Source organism: Salinispora vitiensis (genome assembly GCF_000378825.1).
GTDB lineage: Bacteria > Actinomycetota > Actinomycetes > Mycobacteriales > Micromonosporaceae > Micromonospora > Micromonospora vitiensis.
This window is the reverse complement of sequence record NZ_KB900388.1, coordinates 1,778,894-1,797,349: the sequence shown is the minus strand read 5'-3', so window position 1 is coordinate 1,797,349 and position 18,456 is coordinate 1,778,894. Positions and strand designations below refer to the sequence as shown.

General features: G+C 71.4%; 21 protein-coding genes and 1 pseudogene. 12 read left to right on the top strand and 10 right to left on the bottom strand.

The genetic code is table 11. The annotated features are described in order from the left end of the window. The first annotated feature begins 122 nt into the window (after positions 1-122). Genes SALPAC2_RS0108380 through SALPAC2_RS0108370 form a run of 3 tightly spaced genes read left to right on the top strand, consistent with a single transcriptional unit; the run spans position 123 to position 2,375 of the window. Positions 123-1,301 (top strand): S8 family peptidase, encoded by a 1,179-nt coding sequence (locus tag SALPAC2_RS0108380; RefSeq protein ID WP_018216211.1) that lies wholly within the window; start codon positions 123-125, stop codon positions 1,299-1,301. Positions 1,302-1,333: 32 nt separating this feature from the next. Next, positions 1,334-1,897 (top strand): RNA polymerase sigma factor, encoded by a 564-nt coding sequence (locus SALPAC2_RS0108375; protein ID WP_018216210.1) that lies wholly within the window; start codon positions 1,334-1,336, stop codon positions 1,895-1,897. A 16-nt stretch (positions 1,898-1,913) separates the two neighbouring features. Further along, entirely contained in the window at positions 1,914-2,375 is a 462-nt protein-coding gene (locus SALPAC2_RS0108370; protein ID WP_018216209.1) for a hypothetical protein, read from the top strand. A gap of 97 nt (positions 2,376-2,472) precedes the next feature. On the opposite strand, the gene SALPAC2_RS0108365 is transcribed toward SALPAC2_RS0108370, so the two are convergent. Then, positions 2,473-3,510, bottom strand: coding sequence for a lytic polysaccharide monooxygenase auxiliary activity family 9 protein (locus SALPAC2_RS0108365; protein ID WP_188115907.1), 1,038 nt, complete (start codon positions 3,508-3,510; stop codon positions 2,473-2,475). A gap of 365 nt (positions 3,511-3,875) precedes the next feature. Next, a complete protein-coding gene (locus SALPAC2_RS0108360; protein ID WP_018216207.1) occupies positions 3,876-5,120 on the bottom strand; it encodes a multidrug effflux MFS transporter in 1,245 nt (414 codons plus the stop codon). A 69-nt stretch (positions 5,121-5,189) separates the two neighbouring features. On the opposite strand from SALPAC2_RS0108360, the gene SALPAC2_RS0108355 reads away from it, so the two are divergent. Next, positions 5,190-5,678 carry a MarR family winged helix-turn-helix transcriptional regulator gene (locus tag SALPAC2_RS0108355; protein ID WP_018216206.1) on the top strand — a complete coding sequence of 163 codons (489 nt, stop codon included), beginning with the start codon at positions 5,190-5,192 and terminating at the stop codon, positions 5,676-5,678. A 96-nt stretch (positions 5,679-5,774) separates the two neighbouring features. On the opposite strand, the gene SALPAC2_RS0108350 is transcribed toward SALPAC2_RS0108355, so the two are convergent. Further along, entirely contained in the window at positions 5,775-6,602 is an 828-nt protein-coding gene (locus SALPAC2_RS0108350; RefSeq protein ID WP_018216205.1) for an MBL fold metallo-hydrolase, read from the bottom strand. Then, entirely contained in the window at positions 6,599-6,991 is a 393-nt protein-coding gene (locus SALPAC2_RS0108345) for a thioesterase family protein (protein ID WP_018216204.1), read from the bottom strand. The genes SALPAC2_RS0108350 and SALPAC2_RS0108345 overlap by 4 nt, the downstream gene beginning before the upstream one ends. An 81-nt stretch (positions 6,992-7,072) precedes the next feature. Here SALPAC2_RS0108345 and SALPAC2_RS26010 point away from each other — a divergent pair. Next, positions 7,073-7,258 (top strand): annotated as a pseudogene (locus tag SALPAC2_RS26010) (phosphatase PAP2 family protein); the annotation flags it as partial. Positions 7,259-7,290: 32 nt separating this feature from the next. Here the strand turns inward: SALPAC2_RS26010 and SALPAC2_RS0108340 are convergent. Genes SALPAC2_RS0108340 through SALPAC2_RS26005 form a run of 3 tightly spaced genes read right to left on the bottom strand, consistent with a single transcriptional unit; the run spans position 7,291 to position 9,618 of the window. Next, positions 7,291-8,826 (bottom strand): PH domain-containing protein, encoded by a 1,536-nt coding sequence (locus tag SALPAC2_RS0108340; protein ID WP_033662021.1) that lies wholly within the window; start codon positions 8,824-8,826, stop codon positions 7,291-7,293. Beyond that, a complete protein-coding gene (locus SALPAC2_RS0108335; RefSeq protein WP_018216202.1) occupies positions 8,823-9,371 on the bottom strand; it encodes a PH domain-containing protein in 549 nt (182 codons plus the stop codon). Before SALPAC2_RS0108335 ends, SALPAC2_RS0108340 begins: the two co-directional genes overlap by 4 nt. A gap of 22 nt (positions 9,372-9,393) precedes the next feature. After that, a complete protein-coding gene (locus SALPAC2_RS26005; RefSeq protein ID WP_080636998.1) occupies positions 9,394-9,618 on the bottom strand; it encodes a hypothetical protein in 225 nt (74 codons plus the stop codon). A 266-nt stretch (positions 9,619-9,884) separates the two neighbouring features. On the opposite strand from SALPAC2_RS26005, the gene SALPAC2_RS0108330 reads away from it, so the two are divergent. From SALPAC2_RS0108330 to SALPAC2_RS0108320, 3 genes are read left to right on the top strand one after another with little or no spacing between them, the layout of a single operon-like run. Then, positions 9,885-10,982 (top strand): AAA family ATPase, encoded by a 1,098-nt coding sequence (locus SALPAC2_RS0108330; protein WP_018216201.1) that lies wholly within the window; start codon positions 9,885-9,887, stop codon positions 10,980-10,982. Further along, entirely contained in the window at positions 10,961-11,977 is a 1,017-nt protein-coding gene (locus tag SALPAC2_RS0108325; protein WP_026184537.1) for a DUF58 domain-containing protein, read from the top strand. The genes SALPAC2_RS0108330 and SALPAC2_RS0108325 overlap by 22 nt, the downstream gene beginning before the upstream one ends. Beyond that, positions 11,974-12,924: a VWA domain-containing protein gene (locus SALPAC2_RS0108320; protein ID WP_018216199.1), complete on the top strand. Its 951-nt coding sequence runs from the start codon at positions 11,974-11,976 to the stop codon at positions 12,922-12,924. The genes SALPAC2_RS0108325 and SALPAC2_RS0108320 overlap by 4 nt, the downstream gene beginning before the upstream one ends. A 94-nt stretch (positions 12,925-13,018) precedes the next feature. Here the strand turns inward: SALPAC2_RS0108320 and lepB are convergent, their stop codons facing one another. After that, positions 13,019-13,501, bottom strand: coding sequence for a signal peptidase I (lepB, locus tag SALPAC2_RS24655; protein WP_223874134.1), 483 nt, complete (start codon positions 13,499-13,501; stop codon positions 13,019-13,021). A 49-nt stretch (positions 13,502-13,550) separates the two neighbouring features. Continuing rightward, positions 13,551-13,706, bottom strand: a complete 156-nt coding sequence (locus SALPAC2_RS27495; RefSeq protein ID WP_018216197.1) for a hypothetical protein — start codon at positions 13,704-13,706, stop codon at positions 13,551-13,553. Between the two features lie 393 nt (positions 13,707-14,099). On the opposite strand from SALPAC2_RS27495, the gene fabG reads away from it, so the two are divergent. The 4 genes from fabG (at position 14,100) to SALPAC2_RS0108290 (ending at position 17,542) form a co-directional block, all read left to right on the top strand. Next, the gene (fabG, locus tag SALPAC2_RS0108305; RefSeq protein ID WP_018216196.1) at positions 14,100-14,837 is read left to right on the top strand and encodes a 3-oxoacyl-ACP reductase FabG; all 738 of its coding nucleotides are present in this window, start codon (positions 14,100-14,102) and stop codon (positions 14,835-14,837) included. A 14-nt stretch (positions 14,838-14,851) separates the two neighbouring features. Continuing rightward, positions 14,852-15,619 (top strand): enoyl-ACP reductase FabI, encoded by a 768-nt coding sequence (gene fabI, locus SALPAC2_RS0108300; RefSeq protein ID WP_018216195.1) that lies wholly within the window; start codon positions 14,852-14,854, stop codon positions 15,617-15,619. A 77-nt stretch (positions 15,620-15,696) separates the two neighbouring features. After that, positions 15,697-16,728 carry a ferrochelatase gene (locus SALPAC2_RS0108295; protein ID WP_018216194.1) on the top strand — a complete coding sequence of 344 codons (1,032 nt, stop codon included), beginning with the start codon at positions 15,697-15,699 and terminating at the stop codon, positions 16,726-16,728. Positions 16,729-16,762: 34 nt separating this feature from the next. After that, entirely contained in the window at positions 16,763-17,542 is a 780-nt protein-coding gene (locus SALPAC2_RS0108290; RefSeq protein ID WP_018216193.1) for an HAD-IIA family hydrolase, read from the top strand. 19 nt (positions 17,543-17,561) lie between these two features. Here the strand turns inward: SALPAC2_RS0108290 and SALPAC2_RS0108285 are convergent, their stop codons facing one another. Beyond that, on the bottom strand, positions 17,562-18,356 hold the full coding sequence (locus SALPAC2_RS0108285; RefSeq protein ID WP_018216192.1) for a hypothetical protein: 795 nt from the start codon (positions 18,354-18,356) through the stop codon (positions 17,562-17,564). Positions 18,357-18,456: the final 100 nt, after the last annotated feature.

Here is an 18,456-nt window from a genome sequence, read left to right as displayed (position 1 = left end):
TGACTCAAACCACTGTTCACACCTTGTATCAACGAGCGGTCCACCGCCCTCTCTTGTGCGAACGCCCGCCAGTCGGTCGCCGGCAGGTGGGTGTGGTCGATTCCCTACCGAAGGAGAGATGGATGCCACCGTCCTCAGAACGCGTCAACCGATTCGCTGCCCGCCGTCGGGCGCGGCTGGAGCGCCTTCCCAAGCTCGCGCACACCGCCGTCGGCGGTAGCGCCCGGGCGTGGTTCGTCGCCGACGAGCTGTTGGTCGTTGAAGACAGTCGGCGGGATGCCGAACGCTATCTCGGACGTGCTCGGGCCGCGCAGCCTGGCTCCGGCGACGAGGAGCTACTGCCGGGCCTGCGGCGCTATCGGGCGCCGGGGCTGGACGTACCGGCTGCGGTCCGCGCGCTGCGTGCGGACCGTCCAACCCGCCGCCAGGTGGTCAGCCCCAACCACGTCTTCCTGGCCAGTCCGTTCAACCATGGAGGTCCGTTCGGGCCGCCGGCGCCCGTCGCCGCGTCGACGTTGAAGATGCCGGCCGAAACCGGCCGAGTCGCGGTATCCATCGTCGATACCGGGTTCTGGACCGAGACCCCGCTCCCGGCCGGCTACCTCGCCGCAGACGGTGTCGAGGTGGAGACGGAAACCGATGTCGATGAGGATGGGCTGCTCGACGGCGACGTGGGGCACGCCAACTTCATCGGTGGTGTTATCGCGAACCACACGGACCGGGCAGTATTACGGGTGATCCGTACCTTGGACACCTTTGGTGTCTGCACGGAGGACGAGCTGATCGCCGGCCTTGGTCGGCTGCACCCGGACACCAAGGTGATCAACCTTTCCCTCGGCGGCTTCACCGCCGACGGATCCGCACCGCTCGGCGTACGCGCGGCGTTGGAGCAGGCCCTGTCCGGGATCGACCGGGTGGTGGTCGCCGCCGCCGGCAACGACGGCAACCGCAGCGACCCGTTCTGGCCCGCGGCGTTCGCCGATGCCGACGAGTCGTGGAGTGGGCAGGTCCTGGCGGTCGCCGCGCACGACGGCACCAGCCTCTGCTCCTGGAGTAACGCCGGACCGTGGGTCAGCATCGTCGCGCCCGGCGAGGACGTGCGAAGCACATACATCGACCACGCGCTGTTCCCGGAGGGGTGGGCACAATGGAGCGGAACCTCCTTCGCCGCGCCGCGGGTGGCTGCCGAACTCTCCGCGCGGATCGACTCGGAAGTCGGCGCGGTGACCGCTGCCAACCAGCTAATGGCCGACCTGAGGACGGCCGACCAGCGGTTTGGAGGCCACCTCGGGCTGATCTGATGCGCTCAGGTAGCGCTGTACGATGTCTGTCTATGAGCGACGACGACGCAGGTCAGCTGGTGCGTGCCGCTGCCAACGGTGATCAGGCGGCGTGGGAGGCACTGGTCGACCGGTACGCGCGCCTGGTCTACACGGTGGCGCGAGGATTCCGGCTCGACGACGCTGACGTCGCGGACGTTAGCCAGGCGACCTGGTTGCGGCTCGTGGAAAATCTGGACAAGCTACGTGATCCTGGATCGGTGGGGGCGTGGCTTGCCACCACCGCGCGTCGAGAGGCCCTTGCCCTACTGCGCAACCGGTGGGAGGTGCCGTCACCGGATTTCGCGAGGTCAGAGCCGATTGACGAGTCACAGCCGGAGCCTTGGCAGCGGCTGGTCGCCGAGGAAACTGATGCGGAGCTGTGGCATGCCTACCGGCAGTTGCCGATACGCTGTCAGGAGCTACTGCGGTTGCTGGTGTTCGAGCCGGTGGGCAGCTATGCGATCGCTGCTGCGGCACTCTCGGTGCCCATCGGCAGCCTTGGCCCTTCTCGTGCCCGGTGCCTGGCGACGCTTCGGGCACTGCTGAATCAGCCGGCACCGCAGCGACGTACCTAGGGGAGCGTGCGTACGCATGAGTGACGACCGATTAACCACATCAGACGAGGAGCTGCTTGTCCGACTGGGGAGCCTGCTGGCTGAGGTCGATTCGGTTCCGGAGTCGGTACGTGCCGCCGCGGTCGCCAGCTACAGCTGGCGTTCGCCCGACTCCGAGCTCGCCCAGTTGGTGGAGAGCATGTCCGGGGCAGCCGAGGTCCGTGGCGATGAGGCGCGGCTGCTGACCTTTCGCGCGGATTCGATCACTATCGAGGTGGAGGTAATCCCCGTTCGTGATCGGCTCCGGATCGTCGGTCAGCTGGTGCCGCCCCAACCGGCGCGGGTGCAGGTAGAGCAGCCGGGTTCCGACTCGACCGTCGGCACCGACGCGGACGGTCTGGGACGTTTCATGCTGGACGACACCGCACCGGGGCCGGCTCGGTTGGTCTGCACCCTGGCTGACTCCGGTCCGATCTGCACCGAGTGGACCACCCTGTGATCCGGGTGGCCCGGTCGTAGCGATGTCGGCACCGCCCTGCTCCGCGGAGCAGGGCGGTGCCGACCGTCGCCGTTGACAGCCGGGTCTGACCCGCGGTTCAGCTCCCGCTGCAGGTCACGGTCGGTGATGTGTTCGGGCCGGCGAGGCTGGCGAGGAAGCCGAACGTGGTCCTGCCTTCCGGGACCACCGTGCCGTTGTACGACGCGTTGGTCACCGTTACCGCCGATCCCGAGCTGGTGTGCGTGCCGTTCCAGAGCTGGGTTATTGCCTGACCGCTGGGCCAGGTCCAGCTCGCCGTCCATCCGCTCCAGGTGGTGGCGGTGTGGTTCATGATCTCCACCTCCCCCTGGAAGCCGTCCGGCCACGCGTTGATCACCTTGTAGACCGCCATGCAGTCGCCGCTGGGCGGCGGTGTGGTCGGGCTCGGTGGTGCGGTGGTGGGACTCGGTGGCGGGAGGGTGCCACCGGGGCCGATGCCGGTCACCTCACCATTGCCTCCGTCGAACGTGACGTCCGAGCAGCCGAAGAAGTTCTCCGGGCTGTCCGAACGGACCCAGCGGGAGTAGATCAGGTGTCGGCCGCTCTTGTCGGCCGGCAGCGTTCCGGTGAAGTAGTAGTGCCCGTCGTTGGTGCCCGGACCACCACGCTGGGGTGGGTTGGTGACGGTCAGGAACGGTTGCTCCTCCAGGTCGTTCCAGGCCAGCGGGCGGGTTGGGCTCCAGCTGTCCTTGGTGATGTAGAAGTAGAACGTTCCGGGGTGGTGTGCCCAGTTGCTGTAGCGGAACTCGATGCTCTGGCCAGCGGTCAGGTGCGTCAGGGGCCAGTCGGTGCGGGCCAGGTCGTAGCCGAGGAAGCCGGAGTTTCCTCCGCTGCACAGCTGGCCGTCGGGAATGAAGCCGACGGTACGACCGGCGGCGTCGGAGCGCAGCACGCTGAACCAGTTGTAGAGCGAGTTGGCCCCACTCTGGTCCACGGCCGCCGAGCAGGCGGGGTTGTACGGCTGGATTTCGCCGGTGGGGCTCAGTCCGTCCCGCCAGCAGAGGAAGGTACGGCTGCCGGGGACCATGGCGGCGCCGTGCGCCGCCGCCGGCTCCGACCTGGTGATGAGCACCACGACGGCCGCGAGGAGAGTCATGGCCGCGGTGAGGAGCACGGTTGTTCGGGTTCGGTAGGAGGACACGGGATCTCCTGACTCGCGGGGCGCCTATCACCCCGCGCGGGGGACGGGCGCGGGGCGGCACCCGGCCGGCCCGCGGCGACGAGCGGTCACGGTGGTAGGCGGCGTGCGCAGGAGTGGTGGGCACGCGTGCCGGCGGTCCGTCGTGGGACCGGTGCCCTCGCGTGGATGCCCGAGCGGACGACGAGTGCCCTGCGTCGTCCGGTGCTGTTATCGCAACACGGTGAAGTATTCGACGGCAATAGCCAGCAGCCAATGTCCTTTTCAGTTGGCGCAGTTCACGGGATCGGTGGGCGCGAAACCACCCAGGTGCGCGTGGTCGATCAGGGGCGCGGGGGACGGGCCAGGGTGAGTGCGGCGGTGAGCGACAGTGCGGCTGAGGCCGCGAGTACCGCCGCCATCGGTACGGCACTGCCCTCCCCGCCCAGCCCGACCAGGGGCGCGGCGAGCGACCCGATCACCGACTGGAGGGCGCCCATCAGCGCTGCCGCGGTCCCGGCGTGGTGTGCGTGTCGGTCGAGGGCGAGGCTCGTGCCGTTCGGCATCACCATGCCCAGCGACGCGATGAAGGCCAGCAGCGCGCCCGTGAGCAGTAGCTGGCTGGCGGCGATCGCGCCGGCCAGCACCCCAGTGGCCGCCACCGCACTCACCCCGAGGGTGCTGACCAGCAGGGTACGGGGCGGGAACCGGTCCAGCAGGCGGACGTTGGCCTGCCCGACCGCCACGAACGCCAACGCGTTGAGGCCGAACAGCAGACCGAAGGTGCTCGCCGAGAGGTGGAACACGTCCTGGAAGACGAACGACGAACCGGAGATGTACGCGAACAGCCCGGCGAAGGCGAGCCCCTGGGTCAGCGTGTACCCCAGGTAGGCCCGGTCGGTGAGCAGCTCGCGAAGCGACCGGACGATGCCGCTGAGGCCGTCGCGGTTGCGCCGGTGCGCGGGCAGGGTCTCCGGCAACCAGGCCGCCACCACAGCGGTGAGCAGTGCGCCGACGACCGCGAGGAGGACGAACAGGGTCCGCCACGACCCGAACCGCAACACCAGACTGCCGACGGTCGGCGCGGCGATCGGGGCGAGACCGAAGACCAGGGTGAGCCGGGAGAAGTACTTCGCCGCGGCCCGACCTGAGTACAGGTCGCGCACGACGGCACGGGTCACCACGGCGGCCATCCCGCCGGCGAAGCCCTGGACGAACCGCAGGGCGGTGAACATCGGTGCGCTGGGCGCCGCGGCGCAGGCCAGGGCGAGCACGGTGTACGCCACGAGGCCGATCAGCGCCGGCCGGCGCCGGCCCCAGCGATCGCTGAGCGGGCCGGTGACGAACTGCCCGAGCGCGAGCCCAACCAGGCAGGTGGTGAGCGAGAGCTGAATCTGGGCCTGGCTCGCGTCCAGGTCCCGGGCCATGGCGGGGAGCGCCGGCAGGTACATGTCCAGGGAGAGCGGGCCGATCGCGGTGATCGCCCCGAGGAGGAGCAGCAGACCAAGCCCACCACCGACCCCGGCTGGCCGCGGCTGGCCGGCGGGCGGGGCTACGGCGGGTGCGGTCGGTGGTGCGGTCTGCGTCACTGAGTTCCCCCGGGGGTCGCCTGCCAACCGGGTAACCTTAGCTCTGTATCCAGAGTCTTTTGAGGTGAGGTGGGCGACACGGTGGCGACCGATGACGTGCCGGCGCGCCCGGTGCCGTGCCTCGACCCGGCTTCGACGGCGGCGCTGGGCGCCGTCGTCGGCGAGCTGCACCGCCGGCTGCGGCGCGCGGCGGCTCGGCAGGCCAACTGCCTCCCGTTGCCGGAAGCCCAGGTCGAGCTGCTCCTGCTGGTCCGGGCCCACCCGGACGTCAGCGTGAAGGATGCCGCCTGCCTCCTGCACGCGGCACCCAACACGGTGAGCACCCTCGTCCGGGACCTGGTGGCCGCCGGACTCCTGCACCGCGAGTGCGCCCCGGCCGACCGCCGTACCGCCCGGCTGCGCCTCACCGACGACGCCCACGCCCGGATCGCCGATCACGAGCAGCAGCGCGCCGCCCTGCTCGCCGCCGCGGTGTCCCGTCTGTCCCCCGAGGCGCGCGCGGCGGTCCTGGCGGCCACCCCGCACCTGGCCCGCCTGGCAGACCTGCTGAACCCCTGACCCGGCGGGCAGCGCCCGGGCCCGGCGGCGGACCAGGCGGCGGGCCGGGCTTCCCGGCGCGGTGTGTTGGTGGCAGTGCGGCCGGCCGGCGTGGGGTCAGAGTTCGCCGTTGAGTTCGGCGTAGCCGCGGCGGGTGGCGATCAGCGCGGGGCGGGCACCGAAGGGTGCTTCGGCGGCCACCCGCTCCGCTGGTGTCCGACCGGCATGGCCAGCCCGGATCTGCCAGGCCAGGTCGCTGAGCAGGCCGTGCTGGGCGTGTACGAAATCGTGGTCAACCGGGTCGCCGTGCCCCGGTACCACCACCGTGGTCGGGGTCGTCATCCGCAAGAGCTCGGCCACCGCCTCCGGCCACCGCAACGGGTACGAATCCTCGAACGCCGGCGGGCCGCTCTGCTCCACGAGGTCACCGACGACGAGCACCTCCGTATCGGGTATGTGCACCACCAGATCCGCCGCGGTGTGTGCCCGCCCCAGGTGGCGCAGGACGACCTGTCGGCCACCCACATCGAGCACCTCCCGCTCGCCCACCAGATGGGTCGGCGCCAGTACGGCAGTGTTGAGTAGCTCCGCGGCGAGGCCGGGCTGCTCGCCGTGCATCTCCTCGTACGCTTCCCGGCGTAACCGGTCCGGGTCACGCAGGGCGGCGGCGGCCAGCTGGTGCGCGTACACCGGGCAGGGGGGATCGCCGACCAGCGTGGCGTTGCCGAAACAGTGGTCGAAGTGGTGGTGGGTGTTCACCAGCATCCACGGGTGCGGGGTGACGGCCCGCGCCGCCCGGGCCAACTCCGCCGCCTGGCCCGCCGTGGAGAGGGTGTCCACCAGCAGGGCCGCACCGTCGCCGACGAGCAGTGTCACGTTGACCTGCAGCAGCGGCTCGCGAAGCACATAGACCTGGTCGGCCACCTCGACGAAGTGGAGGCTCATGACGACCGCCCGGCTCGCTCGATGAAGCGCTGCCGGTCAACCAGGAGCCGCTCCACCCGCCCCTCGGCGACGGTAAATTCACCCTCGGTGACGGAGATGGCAAAAACCAGCCGCCGACCGTCGACCTTCGTCAGTCGGGCCCGCGCCACCACGGTCCGGCCGACCGGGGTGGCAGCGCGGTGGTCCAACTCGATCCGGACTCCCACGGTCGTGGTGCCCTCGGGCAGTTGGCGGGCGATCGCCGCGACGGTCGCCGCCTCGGCCAGGGCGAGAATTCGCGGCGTACCCAGGACCGGCACGTCGCCGGAGCCAATGGCCTGGGCGGTGTCGGCCTCGGTGACGATCAGCTCCACCGAGGCGGTTGCGCCCGGGGAGAACGGCTCCTGCATGGTCACCAGCCTAGGCGTCGGATGGCGGGCCGGTCACGCTTGAGCCGAACCGCCCGGAAGCGTCCGCAGGGCCTCCTGCGTCCGCTGCTGCTCGCGTACCCGCTGGCCATGACCTTCACCCTGGTTTACTCCGGGGAGCACTACGTGATCGACATTCTGGTCAGTTGGGCGTACGTGGGGATGGCCTTCCTGGTGGTGGGGCTGGCCGAGCGGTGGTGGGCGGCCCGACGTGCCCGGCGTGCTCCGGACCAGCCGGTTGCGGCGGCGGCTCGCTACTGCCGTCGGCCGGGTGGCGCGGCCTACTGCGGCCGGGTGGCGCGGCGGGCCTGGTGCGCCCGGGCCGTCAGCTCGGCGGCCAGGGCCCACGCCTCGGCGACCGCTCGGTCGCGGGCGGCGGCCCCGGCGCCGCCGGCGGTGTCCGCGTGCACCGTCGCCAACCCCAACCGTCGCTGCACCGGCCCCTGCACCACCCGTACGCTCTGGATCCTCGCGTACGGCACGACCACGATGTGGCGGGTGAGCAAGCCGGAGCGGACCGCGAACACCCGCTCGTGCAGGCCGGCGCCGAGCACCGGCTGACCCAACGGGTTGAGCCAGCGAGCCCGGGTTGGGGGTGCGGTCAGCGGCAGGTCGTCGAGGCGCACCCCGGGCAACACCTCGGCGAGGATCGCCTCGGCGACCGGTTGCTGACCGACCGGGAGAAGCTGGTCCGGCCGGTTGCGCCCGTCGGCTTCCCCCGTCGAGTAGCCGGCCACCTCCAGCCGCAGCCGCAGCCAGCCCTTCGCCCGCCAGAGCAGCGGCCAGGTCGCACCGACCGACTGAACCCGGTGTAGCGGCACGGTCTGCGCCCGGGTCTCCAGCAGACCGTTGCGGATCCGCAGGGTGTCGGCAGCGCGAGCCAGCTGGAAGTTCCAGTCGTCGAGCACCCGGCGGATGGGCTGGAGCAGCACCCCGGCCATCGCGGTCAACGTGCTCGCCACCGCGACGAACGACCAGGAGTCGCCGGAGAGGAACTGCGTCGCCACGAAGGCCACCCCGAACGGGATCATGAAGGCCTGTGGGGTGAGTAGCTGGCTCAGGAGCAGGTCCGCGTTCCGGACGGTGTGCAGTGGTCGGTCGGGCGGGGCCGCCTCCGGCCCGACCGGCGAAGTGTCCGGTGCCGGGGCGGCCGCCTCCGGTTGCGGACCGGCTAGGGCGAGCAGCCGCTGTCGCAGGGCGGCGGCGTCCGCCACGCTCAGATACGCCAGTGGCGCCTCGGTCTTGCCGCCCCCGACCACCTCGAGGCGCAGCTCCGCCAATCCGGTGAGCTGGGCGAGTAACGGTCGGACCACCTCCACGGCCTGGAGCCGCTCCAGCGGGATCGCCCGGGTACGTCGCCAGAGCAGTCCCTCGTGCACCCGGAGCTCGCGGTCCACGACCTGATAGCCGGTGTTGTACCAGCTGACCACCGCGAGCACGGTGGCGCCGAGCGCCAGCACCACCGCCAGCACCACGAACCAGCCGACGCCGACCCGGGACAACGTGGACCAGGAGAGCCCAGCGATCACCACGACCAGCGACTTGGCGCCATGCAGTGCGGGGGAGAGCGGATGTAGCCGCTGCCGGCGTTCGGCGCCGTGCGGCGGCACCGGTGGGGTGGGCACGCCGGCCGGTGGGTACCAGCCGGGGTGCGGCGGTACGGCGGGGGGATATCCATCCGGGTGCGGCGGGGACGCCGCGGCGGCCGGTGGGTACCAGCCGGGGTGCGGTGGTGGGGCGGGGGGAAATCCGCCGGGGTGCGGCGGTGTGGCGGGTGGCCGGGTCTCCTCTGGATCTCGTGCGGCCGGCTCGCTCACAGGCCCTCCGCCCGGTCGCGGCCGAGCGCGGTGAGGCGGTCGCGGAGGCGGGACGCCTCAGCCGGGCGTAGCCCCGGCACTCGGGCGTCGGTGGCCGCCGCCGCCGTGTGCAGCTGGACGGTAGCCAGGCTGAAGGCCCGCTCCAGCGGGCCGGCGCTGACGTCGACGAACTGCATCCGCGAGTACGGGACGATGGAGAGCCGGCGCACCAGCAGACCGTGTCGCACCAGAAGGTCATCCTCGCGTTCGGCGTATCCCCACGCCCGTACGGCCCGTACGACGGTGACCGTCCGTAGCGCGGTCAGGAGGAGAACCCCGGCGAGGGCCACCCCGAACGCCCCTTGGCCGGTGACTGCCCACCCCACTGTCAGCCCGGCCAGCAGGATGACGATCAGCACGGCCAGCCGCAGCAGCTCAACCCAGATCAGGTCGGTGGAGACAGCCTGCCAGCGGACGGTTTCTGGCCACGGTTCCAGCGGACCGGGGGGCGGGCCGGTCGGGGGTGGGGCAGCGGGTGGCAGCCCGGCCGGGTCGTCGCCGGTCACCGTGCGGTTCCGTTGTACGTGCTCACGAGTCGAGAGTAGGCGATTCGGCCGTCGGAACAACCTCGCGGAGGAAGCCCCGGGCGCCGAGGAAGTCGCCGAGCGTCACCCGGTGCTCGGGGCAGGCGAGCCAGGTCTTCCGTCGCGCCGCGTCGTGTAGCCGGGGGTTGTTCCACCGCAGCGCCCACTGGGCGGGGGCTGCACAGCCACGCGCTGAGCAGACCAGGGCGGGGATTGCGGGGTCATCCATTCCCGCCACTCTAGGCGGGCTCGCGGAGGAGTTTGAGCGCCGGGCGGCGCGGAGGAGTTTGAGCGCCGGGCGGCCACGGGGGGAGCCGCCCGGCGACGGGATGAATCGTACACGTCCCGTACCGATCGCTGTCCACCCCGCTGCTGGCAAGTTCGGTGGATCGGACCGCGGGCCGGGCCCGGGGTCCGCGCTGCGGCGTACCACCACCGATCATGTCAGTCTTGTACCGCACCACGCCCGAGTACCGATCATGCTGTGGAGGACCGGTGGCCCAGCCGAGCACGCCCGATACCTGGACCTCCGGCGGGTCGACCCCGCCGGCCGCGCAGAGCACTCCGGCCGCGGACGCCACCCTGCTGGAAAAGGCGCTGTTCGAGGTCAAGCGGGTGATCGTCGGGCAGGACCGGATGGTGGAGCGGATGCTCGTCGCGCTGCTGGCGCGGGGGCACTGCCTGCTGGAGGGGGTGCCGGGGGTGGCGAAGACGCTCGCCGTGGACACTCTCGCCACGGTGGTCGGCGGGTCGTTCGGCCGGGTGCAGTTCACGCCGGACCTGGTGCCGGCGGACATCATGGGCACCCGGATCTACCGGCAGTCGAGCGAGAAGTTCGATGTCGAACTTGGGCCGGTGTTCGTCAACTTCCTGCTCGCCGACGAGATCAATCGGGCGCCCGCGAAGGTGCAGTCGGCGCTCCTGGAAGTGATGAGTGAGCGGCAGGTCTCGATCGGTGGCGAGACGCACCGGGTGCCGGACCCGTTCCTCGTGATGGCCACCCAGAACCCGATCGAGCAGGAGGGTGTCTACCCGCTGCCGGAGGCGCAGCGGGACCGGTTCCTCATGAAGATCGTCGTCGGTTACCCGACAGCCGCCGAGGAGCGGGAGATCGTGTACCGGATGGGCGTGGCGCCGCCGGAAGCCGCCCCGGTGTTCGCCACCGCCGACCTGGTCGCGCTACAACGTAAGGCGGACCAGGTCTTCGTGCACAATGCCCTGGTCGACTACGCGGTCCGGTTGGTGCTGGCCACCCGGACCCCCGCCGAGCACGGCATGCCCGACGTCGCCCAGCACATCCAGTACGGTGCGAGCCCGCGAGCCTCGCTCGGCCTGGTCCGCGCGACCCGGGCCCTGGCGCTGCTGCGCGGCCGGGACTACGCGTTGCCCCAGGACGTGCAGGACATCGCGCCGGACATCCTGCGGCACCGGCTGGTGCTGAGCTACGACGCGCTGGCCGATGAGGTGCCAGCCGACCACGTCGTCGGCCGGGTGATGGCGACGATCCCACTACCCACGGTGGCGCCGCGCCAACAGGCCACCCCGGCCCCGGCCGTGCCACCCGGCGCCGGGTGGCACGGGCAGCAGCCGTGATCCCACCCGCCGGTCGGCCAACCGACGCCACCGGTCGCGACTCCGTCGATCCCACCGCCGGTCGGCGCACCGAGGCCGCGTTGTCCCGGCTGCACCTGCTCGTCACCCGTAAGCTCGACGGTCTGCTCCAAGGCGACTACGTCGGCCTGCTACCCGGTCCTGGGAGCGAGGCGGGGGACACGCGCGAATACCGCCCGGGCGACGACGTGCGGCGGATGGACTGGCCGGTCACGGCGCGTACCACGATGCCGCACGTGCGGCGCACGGTGGCGGACCGGGAGTTGGAGACGTGGCTTGCGGTGGACCTCTCGGCCAGCCTCGATTTCGGCACCGGCCGCTGGCTCAAGCGGGACGTGGTGGTGGCCGCCGCCGCGGCGCTGGCACACCTGACCAGCCGGGGCGGCAACCGGATCGGCGCGGTGATCGGCACCGGGGGTGAGCCGGCCGCCGCCGGCCGGGGCACGCCGACTGCCACCGGCCGGTTCACCCGGCTGCCCGCGCGCTCCGGTCGCCGGGAGGTGCAGGCGCTGGTCCGGGCCGTCGCCGGTACCGAGATCCGGCCGGGCCGTGGCGACCTCGGCGCCCTGGTCGACCGGTTGAACCGGCCGCCGCGCCGACGTGGGGTGGCGGTCGTCATCTCCGACTTCCTGGCGCCACCGGCCCAGTGGGCCCGGCCGCTGCGCAAGCTGCGGGTACGCCACGACGTGCTGGCCATCGAGGTACTCGATCCGCGGGAGCTGGAACTGCCCGACGTGGGTGTCCTGCCGGTGGTTGACCCGGAGACCGGCGAACTGCACGAGGTACGGACGGGCGACCCGCGGCTGCGCCACCGCTACGCCGAGGCCGCTGCCGCCCAGCGCGCCGAGATCGCCGCGGCGCTCCGCGCCGGGGGCGCTGCCCACCTGAGACTGCGTACTGACCGAGACTGGCTGCTGGACATGGTGCGTTTCGTCGCCGCGCAGCGGCACACCCGCACCCGGGGGACGACACGATGATTCGTTTTCTACAACCGTGGTGGCTCCTGGCCGTACTGCCGGTGTTCGTCCTCGCCGGGCTGTACGTGTGGCGGCAGCTGCACCGCCGGGCGTACGCGCTGCGGTTCACGAATGTGGAGCTGCTGCGTACGATCGCGCCGAAGGGCCTGGGGTGGCGTCGGCACGTACCGGCGACCGCGTTCCTCCTCTGTCTGCTGGTGCTCGCCACGGCGCTGGCCCGGCCGTCGATCGACACTCGGCAGCCCCTGGAACGGGCCACCATCATGCTCGCTGTCGACGTCTCCCTGTCCATGCAGGCCGACGATGTGGCCCCGAACCGGCTGGCGGCGGCCCAGGAGGCGGCCCAGCAGTTCATCGCCGAGCTGCCGGCCAGCTACAACCTCGGGCTGGTCTCGTTCGCGAAGGCGGCCAACCTGCTGGTGCCGCCGACCAAGGACCGGCAGGCCGTGGTCACCGCCATCAACGGCCTGGCACTGGCCGAGTCGACGGCGACCGGGGAGGCGGTCTTCACCTGTCTGGAGGCGATCCGGTCGGTGCCGGCCGACGGCGCGGCCGGGGTTCCGCCGGCCCGGATCGTGTTGCTCTCCGACGGCTATCGCACGTCGGGTCGGTCGGTGGAGGAGGCCGCCGCGGCGGCGCAGGCCGCTAATGTCGCCGTCTCCACGATCGCCTTCGGGACCGATGGCGGTCAGGTCGACATCGGTGGCCAACGCCAACGGGTGCCGGTGGACCGGCTCGCCCTGGCGGATCTGGCGGAGACGACCGACGGGTACTTCTACGAGGCGGCCTCGGTGCGCGAGCTGAAGCAGGTCTACCAGGACATGGGTTCGTCGATCGGGTTCCGGACCGAACCGCGCGAGATCACCCAGTGGTACGCCGGGGTGGCGCTGCTGCTGGCGCTCTGCGCCGGGGCGACGAGTCTGCTGTGGTCGTCCCGGATCGTCTGATCCTCGATCTGTCACGCAGCTTCCAAGACCGGGCACCGGTGGCAGCCAGCCGTCCTCCGTCGGCTGATGTGCGACACATGCCCCGGCTGCGTGCTCAGCGTTTGATAATGCCGATCACATTTCCTGCCGCCACCGGGCCGTTGTGCGAGGAGTCGTTGGCCGCCCCTCGGAGGTCGCCGAGGAGGTAGAGCTTGCCCGCGGGCACGGTGAGGTGCTCGAACGCCGTCGAGAAGGCTGGCTCCTTCACATAGGGCTCGTCTTGGACAGTGCCATTCCGGAAGATCCGCCCCTGAGCGTCGCAGCAAGCGACGGTATCCCCGGCGACGGCCACCACTCGTGAGATCCGTGGCGCTCCGTCGGGGTTCCAGCCGTAGCTGTCTGGTGGATCGAACACCACAATGTCGCCGACGCGCGGCTGGTAGTCGCCCGGCTTAACCACCTTGGCGGTGACAACCGAACCTTCCGCGATCGTTGGCTCCATGGAGGGAGAGTTAACTTTGTAGCGCTTGCTCCGGTCAATATCGCCGAGCGCCCCGCAGGCGGTCAGCGAGATGACGAGTCCGCCTAGGACAAACATCTTCCGCACGTCCGGATCATGCCAGTCCACTTCGCGGGCGCGGCGGCGGTCAGTGACCGCCGCCGGCCAGGACGAAGAGGACGGCCACCCAGACCGCGGCCAGGGTGAAGCCCAGGGGGGCGACGTAACGGCTCATGGGGGTTGGCTCCGGTGGCGACTGGGCGCGGGCGTCGAGGGCCCGCGGGTGGGTGGTCAGAACGCGCACACAAAGTCGTGGCCGGCAGCTCCGACCGTCCACCGGTGCTCGGTCCGGTGTGGGCCGGCAGGGGTGCGAGGGAGCGGGTTTGTCAGCCGTGCTTTCGGGACTCAGCGGGGCTGACGGTCGGCCCGGCCACGACTCGGAGGATCGCTATCTCGCACAGCGATCACCTCCTGCGGTCGGCGGGGCCCGGGGCTGCGAGTCGTGAGGCGGGCTCGCAAAACGGCGCCATCGTACACCCTGGTCGGTGGGGCATCGAAGCGGGCTGGGGCGGGGGTGACGGTCGCCGGGTGATTGCGGTGGGTTTCGCTTGTCGGTGCCGTGGCGCGTTAGCGCTTACCTGCCGGTAACCCCTAGGCTCCGACGCGACGTGGAGATCTTCTGAGCTGAGGGGGAATCGTGGCCCGTACCGTGCTGGTGACCGGGGGTAACCGCGGTATCGGTCTGGCGATCGCTCAGGCCTTCGTCAAGCAGGGTGACCGGGTGGCGGTGACCTACCGGAGTGGGGCGGCGCCCGGCGCCGACGCGGCCGACTCGGGGACCGGCGCCGGCCGCCTCTTCGGCGTTCGCTGTGACGTGACGGATTCTGACTCGGTGGACGCGGCGTTCACCGCCATCGAGGCGGAGCTCGGCCCGGTCGAGGTGCTGGTGGCCAACGCCGGCATCACCGATGACACGCTGCTGCTGCGGATGTCCGAAGAGCAGTTCACCGGGGTGCTTGACACCAACCTGACCGGCGCGTTCCGCTGCGCCAAGCGCGCCTCGACCAAGATGCTCCGGGCACGCTGGGGGCGGATGATCTTCATCTCGTCGGTGGTCGGGCTCTACGGCAGCCCGGGCCAGGTCAACTACGCCGCCAGTAAGGCCGGCCTGGTCGGCGTCGCCCGCTCCATCACGCGAGAGCTGGGGAGCCGCAACATCACCGCGAACGTGGTGGCACCTGGCTATGTCGAGACCGACATGACCGCCGCGCTACCCGAGGACCGCAAGACCGAATACCGCAAGGCCATCCCGGCGGGCCGCTTCGCCGCCACGGACGAGGTGGCCAGCGCCGTCACCTGGCTGGCGGGGGACTCCGCCGGCTACATCAGCGGTGCGGTCATCCCGGTCGACGGTGGCCTCGGCATGGGGCACTGAGAGGAGACATCGACATGTCAGGACTGCTCGCCGGTAAACGGCTGCTGGTCACCGGCGTCATCACCGACGCCTCGATCGCCTTCTCGGTGGCGCGACTCGCGCAGGAGAACGGCGCACAGGTGATACTCACCGGCTACGGTCGGCTCTCCCTGGTCGAGCGGATCGCCAAGCGGCTGCCCGAGCCAGCTCCGGTAATCGAACTGGACGTGACCAACCGCGACCACCTCGCCGCGCTCGGCGACCGGGTCCGGGAACACGTCGACGGCCTCGACGGGATCGTCCACTCCATCGGCTTCGCCCCGCAGAGCTGCCTCGGCGGCGGCTTCCTCGACGCGCCCTGGGAGGACGTCGCGACGGCCGTGCACGTCTCGACCTACTCGTACCAGGCCCTCGCCACCGCGGCGCTGCCGCTGATGGCATCGGGAAGCTCGGTGGTCGGGCTCACCTTCGACGCCACCAAGGCGTGGCCGGTCTACGACTGGATGGGCGTGGCCAAGGCCGGCCTGGAGTCCGCCAGCCGCTACCTGGCGCTGCACCTGGGCCCGAAGGGCATCCGCAGCAACCTGGTCGCGGCCGGGCCGCTGCGTACCGTCGCCGCGAAGTCGATCCCCGGCTTCGAGCAGTTCGAGGACGCCTGGTCGGCGCGGGCCCCGCTGGGCTGGAACCTCACCGACTGTGAGCCGGCCGCCCGGGCCTGCCTGGCGCTGCTCTCCGACTGGTTCCCGGCGACCACCGGCGAGATCGTCCACGTCGATGGCGGCTACCACGCCATCGGCGCCTGACTTGGCCGACGGCCCCTGCCGTGCTGCGCCGCAGGGGCCGTCGTCCGGTCACCGAGCCACCGGGGAAGAATGAGGCCATGGCGTACGACGCGGTGGTGCTGGTTTCTTTCGGCGGGCCGGAACGGCCCGAGGACGTGATGCCGTTCCTGCAGAACGTGACCCGGGGCCGGGGCGTGCCGCCGGAGCGGCTGGCCGAGGTGGCCGAGCACTACCAGCACTTCGGTGGGGTGTCACCGATCAACCAGCAGTGTCGGGAACTACTCGCCGCGATTCGGGACGACTTCGCCGCCAACGGCGTTGACCTGCCGGTCTACTGGGGCAACCGGAACTGGGATCCGATGCTCGCCGACACAGTGGCGCAGATGCGCGACGACGGGGTCGAACGGGCCCTGGCCTTCGTGACCAGCGCTCTCGGCGGCTACTCCTCCTGCCGGCAGTACCAGGAGGACATCGCCGCGGCCCGCGCGGCGGTCGGCGCGGATGCTCCGGTGATCGAGAAGCTCCGTCAGTTCTGGGACCACCCCGGGTTCGTCGAGCCGCACGTCGATGCGGTGCGCACGGCGTTGGCCCAGCTGGACCCGGCCCGGCGGGACAGCACCCGGATCGTCTTCACCGCCCACTCGGTCCCCACCGCCGCGGCGGCAGCGGCCGGCCCGCATGGCGGCCGGTACGAGGCACAGCTGGCGGAGACCGCTCGGCTGGTGCACGCCGCCGCCGCCCCCGACCTGGCCTATGACCTGGTGTGGCAGAGTCGCTCCGGGCCCCCGCAGGTACCCTGGCTGGAGCCGGACGTCAACGACCACCTCGCCGAGCTGCCCGGGCAGGGCGTCACCGGGGTGGTGGTCAGCCCGATCGGGTTCGTTTCCGACCACCTTGAGGTGGTGTGGGATCTGGACACCGAAGCCCGGGAGACCGCCAAGCAGCTCGGTCTGGACTTCGTCCGGGCCGCCACGCCGGGCACCGACTCCCGGTTCGTGGCGATGGTGCGCGAACTGGTCCGGGAGCGCACCGATCCGGCTGGCGCGACGTTGCGCCGGCGCCTCGGTGGCCTGCCGATGTGGGACACCTGCCCGACAGCCTGCTGCGTTCCGGCCCGCCGCCCCTCCTGACCGCTTCGGCGGCCCGACATCAGGGATCCGAGAGATGAATGATCGTAAGCCTGTCCAGAGCTGGCTCACCGACATGGACGGGGTGCTGGTGCACGAGGGGCAGCCGGTGCCCGGCGCGCCGGAGTTCATCGCCCGACTGCGCTCCTCCGGCCGGCCGTTCCTGGTGTTGACCAACAACTCCATCTACACTCCGCGCGATCTGCAGGCCCGGTTGGTCCGGATGGGGCTGGACGTGCCGGAGTCCGCGATCTGGTCGTCCGCGTTGGCCACCGCCCAGTTCCTGGCCGATCAGCGGCCGGGCGGCACCGCGTACGTGATCGGGGAGGCCGGGCTGACCACGGCGCTGCACGCGGTCGGCTACGTGCTCAGCGACTTCGCGCCCGACTACGTGGTCCTGGGGGAGACCCGTACCTACAGCTTCGAGGCGATCACCAAGGCGATCCGGCTGATCAATGACGGGGCCCGCTTCATCTGCACGAACCCCGACGTGACCGGGCCGTCGATGGAGGGCGCGTTGCCCGCCGCCGGTTCGGTCGCCGCGATGGTGTCGAAGGCGACGGGTGTGGAGCCGTACTTCGTCGGTAAGCCGAACCCGATGATGATGCGGTCGGCGTTGAACACGATTGACGCGCACTCCGAGTCAACGGCGATGATCGGCGACCGGATGGACACCGACATCCTCTGCGGGCTTGAGGCGGGGTTGGAGACGATCCTGGTCCTCACCGGCATCAGCAGCCGGACGGAGGCCGAGCGCTACCCGTACCGGCCGTCGCGGATCGTGAGCTCGGTGGCCGACCTGATCGACGAGATCTAACGCCCGGCTGCCGGGGTCGCTACGGGCGGAGCGGGGCGTTGCAGGCGGCGGCCAGCGCCTGCCGACAGGCGCTGGTCAACGGGCGCAGCGCCGCGTCGCGCTGCTGGGCCTCGTAGTTGTTGACTGCGCCCCCGGGGGCGGCCTGCCCCGCCAGGGCGAGCACCTGGTCCAGCACGGCGGCCCGGGCGAAGAGCCGGCGGGCGCGGGGGTCGAAGCCAGGTGGCAGGTCGGTGGTGCCGTCGGGCCGGCGCAGCGCCTCCAGCGCCCCGGCCAGCTCCGGCCGCCACTGGGCTACGTCGAGCCGGGTCAGGGTGGCGGTGGTCTCGGCGAGAGCGGCGGCCAGCTCCGCCTCGGCCTCTGCCGCCCCGGGGAGGGCGAGCGATGCGGCCGCCGCGTCGGCCGGTAGCGGGTAGCTCCGCCACAGCACGGTCTCGAAGACGTCGCCGGAGCCGGAGGTGTGGGTGCGCAGCTGCGGGACCAGGCCAAGTGAACCGGCGACCACGCCCTCGCCAGCGAGCAGGGCGGCGCCGGCGAAGTCGCCCGGGCCGGGCAGCCCGCGCGGGTCACCGGGCGCGGGCAGCACCAGGCGGATCACATCGGGCGAGAGCTTGGCGAGCGTGGGCAGGGCCGCGGGCAGGGGGACATCGGTCCAGGTCCCGGGTGCGTCGGCGACCAGGTGCTCCTCGTCACCGGCGATGGCGTCGGCGACCTCGTCGAACGGCACCAGCCCGGCACGCCACGCGCGTACCCAGGCAACGAACCGGCTGGACCGGCGTGGCGCGAGGGTGGTTGCGCCAGCGGCGGGGGTGGACATGCCGAAAGGGTACGTCCTCCTGCCCGCCTCTGTCTCGGCTGCCGCACCAGCCGTCCCGCCCCCGGTGGGGCAGGCCGGTACGGACCTTGGCGCCCTCCGT

Excerpts from the sequence above, each read along its gene's own strand:
- SALPAC2_RS0108320 (WP_018216199.1), top strand. The coding sequence starts at position 11,974 with ATGATTCGTTTTCTACAACCGTGGTGGCTCCTGGCCGTACTGCCGGTG.
- SALPAC2_RS0108290 (WP_018216193.1), top strand. The coding sequence starts at position 16,763 with ATGAATGATCGTAAGCCTGTCCAGAGCTGGCTCACCGACATGGACGGG.
- SALPAC2_RS0108350 (WP_018216205.1), bottom strand. The coding sequence starts at position 6,602 with ATGAGCCTCCACTTCGTCGAGGTGGCCGACCAGGTCTATGTGCTTCGC.
- SALPAC2_RS0108370 (WP_018216209.1), top strand. The coding sequence starts at position 1,914 with ATGAGTGACGACCGATTAACCACATCAGACGAGGAGCTGCTTGTCCGA.
- lepB (WP_223874134.1), bottom strand. The coding sequence starts at position 13,501 with ATGTTTGTCCTAGGCGGACTCGTCATCTCGCTGACCGCCTGCGGGGCG.
- SALPAC2_RS0108375 (WP_018216210.1), top strand. The coding sequence starts at position 1,334 with ATGAGCGACGACGACGCAGGTCAGCTGGTGCGTGCCGCTGCCAACGGT.
- SALPAC2_RS0108295 (WP_018216194.1), top strand. The coding sequence starts at position 15,697 with ATGGCGTACGACGCGGTGGTGCTGGTTTCTTTCGGCGGGCCGGAACGG.
- SALPAC2_RS0108365 (WP_188115907.1), bottom strand. The coding sequence starts at position 3,510 with ATGACTCTCCTCGCGGCCGTCGTGGTGCTCATCACCAGGTCGGAGCCG.
- SALPAC2_RS0108345 (WP_018216204.1), bottom strand. The coding sequence starts at position 6,991 with ATGCAGGAGCCGTTCTCCCCGGGCGCAACCGCCTCGGTGGAGCTGATC.
- fabI (WP_018216195.1), top strand. The coding sequence starts at position 14,852 with ATGTCAGGACTGCTCGCCGGTAAACGGCTGCTGGTCACCGGCGTCATC.
- SALPAC2_RS0108285 (WP_018216192.1), bottom strand. The coding sequence starts at position 18,356 with ATGTCCACCCCCGCCGCTGGCGCAACCACCCTCGCGCCACGCCGGTCC.
- SALPAC2_RS26005 (WP_080636998.1), bottom strand. The coding sequence starts at position 9,618 with ATGGATGACCCCGCAATCCCCGCCCTGGTCTGCTCAGCGCGTGGCTGT.
- SALPAC2_RS0108380 (WP_018216211.1), top strand. The coding sequence starts at position 123 with ATGCCACCGTCCTCAGAACGCGTCAACCGATTCGCTGCCCGCCGTCGG.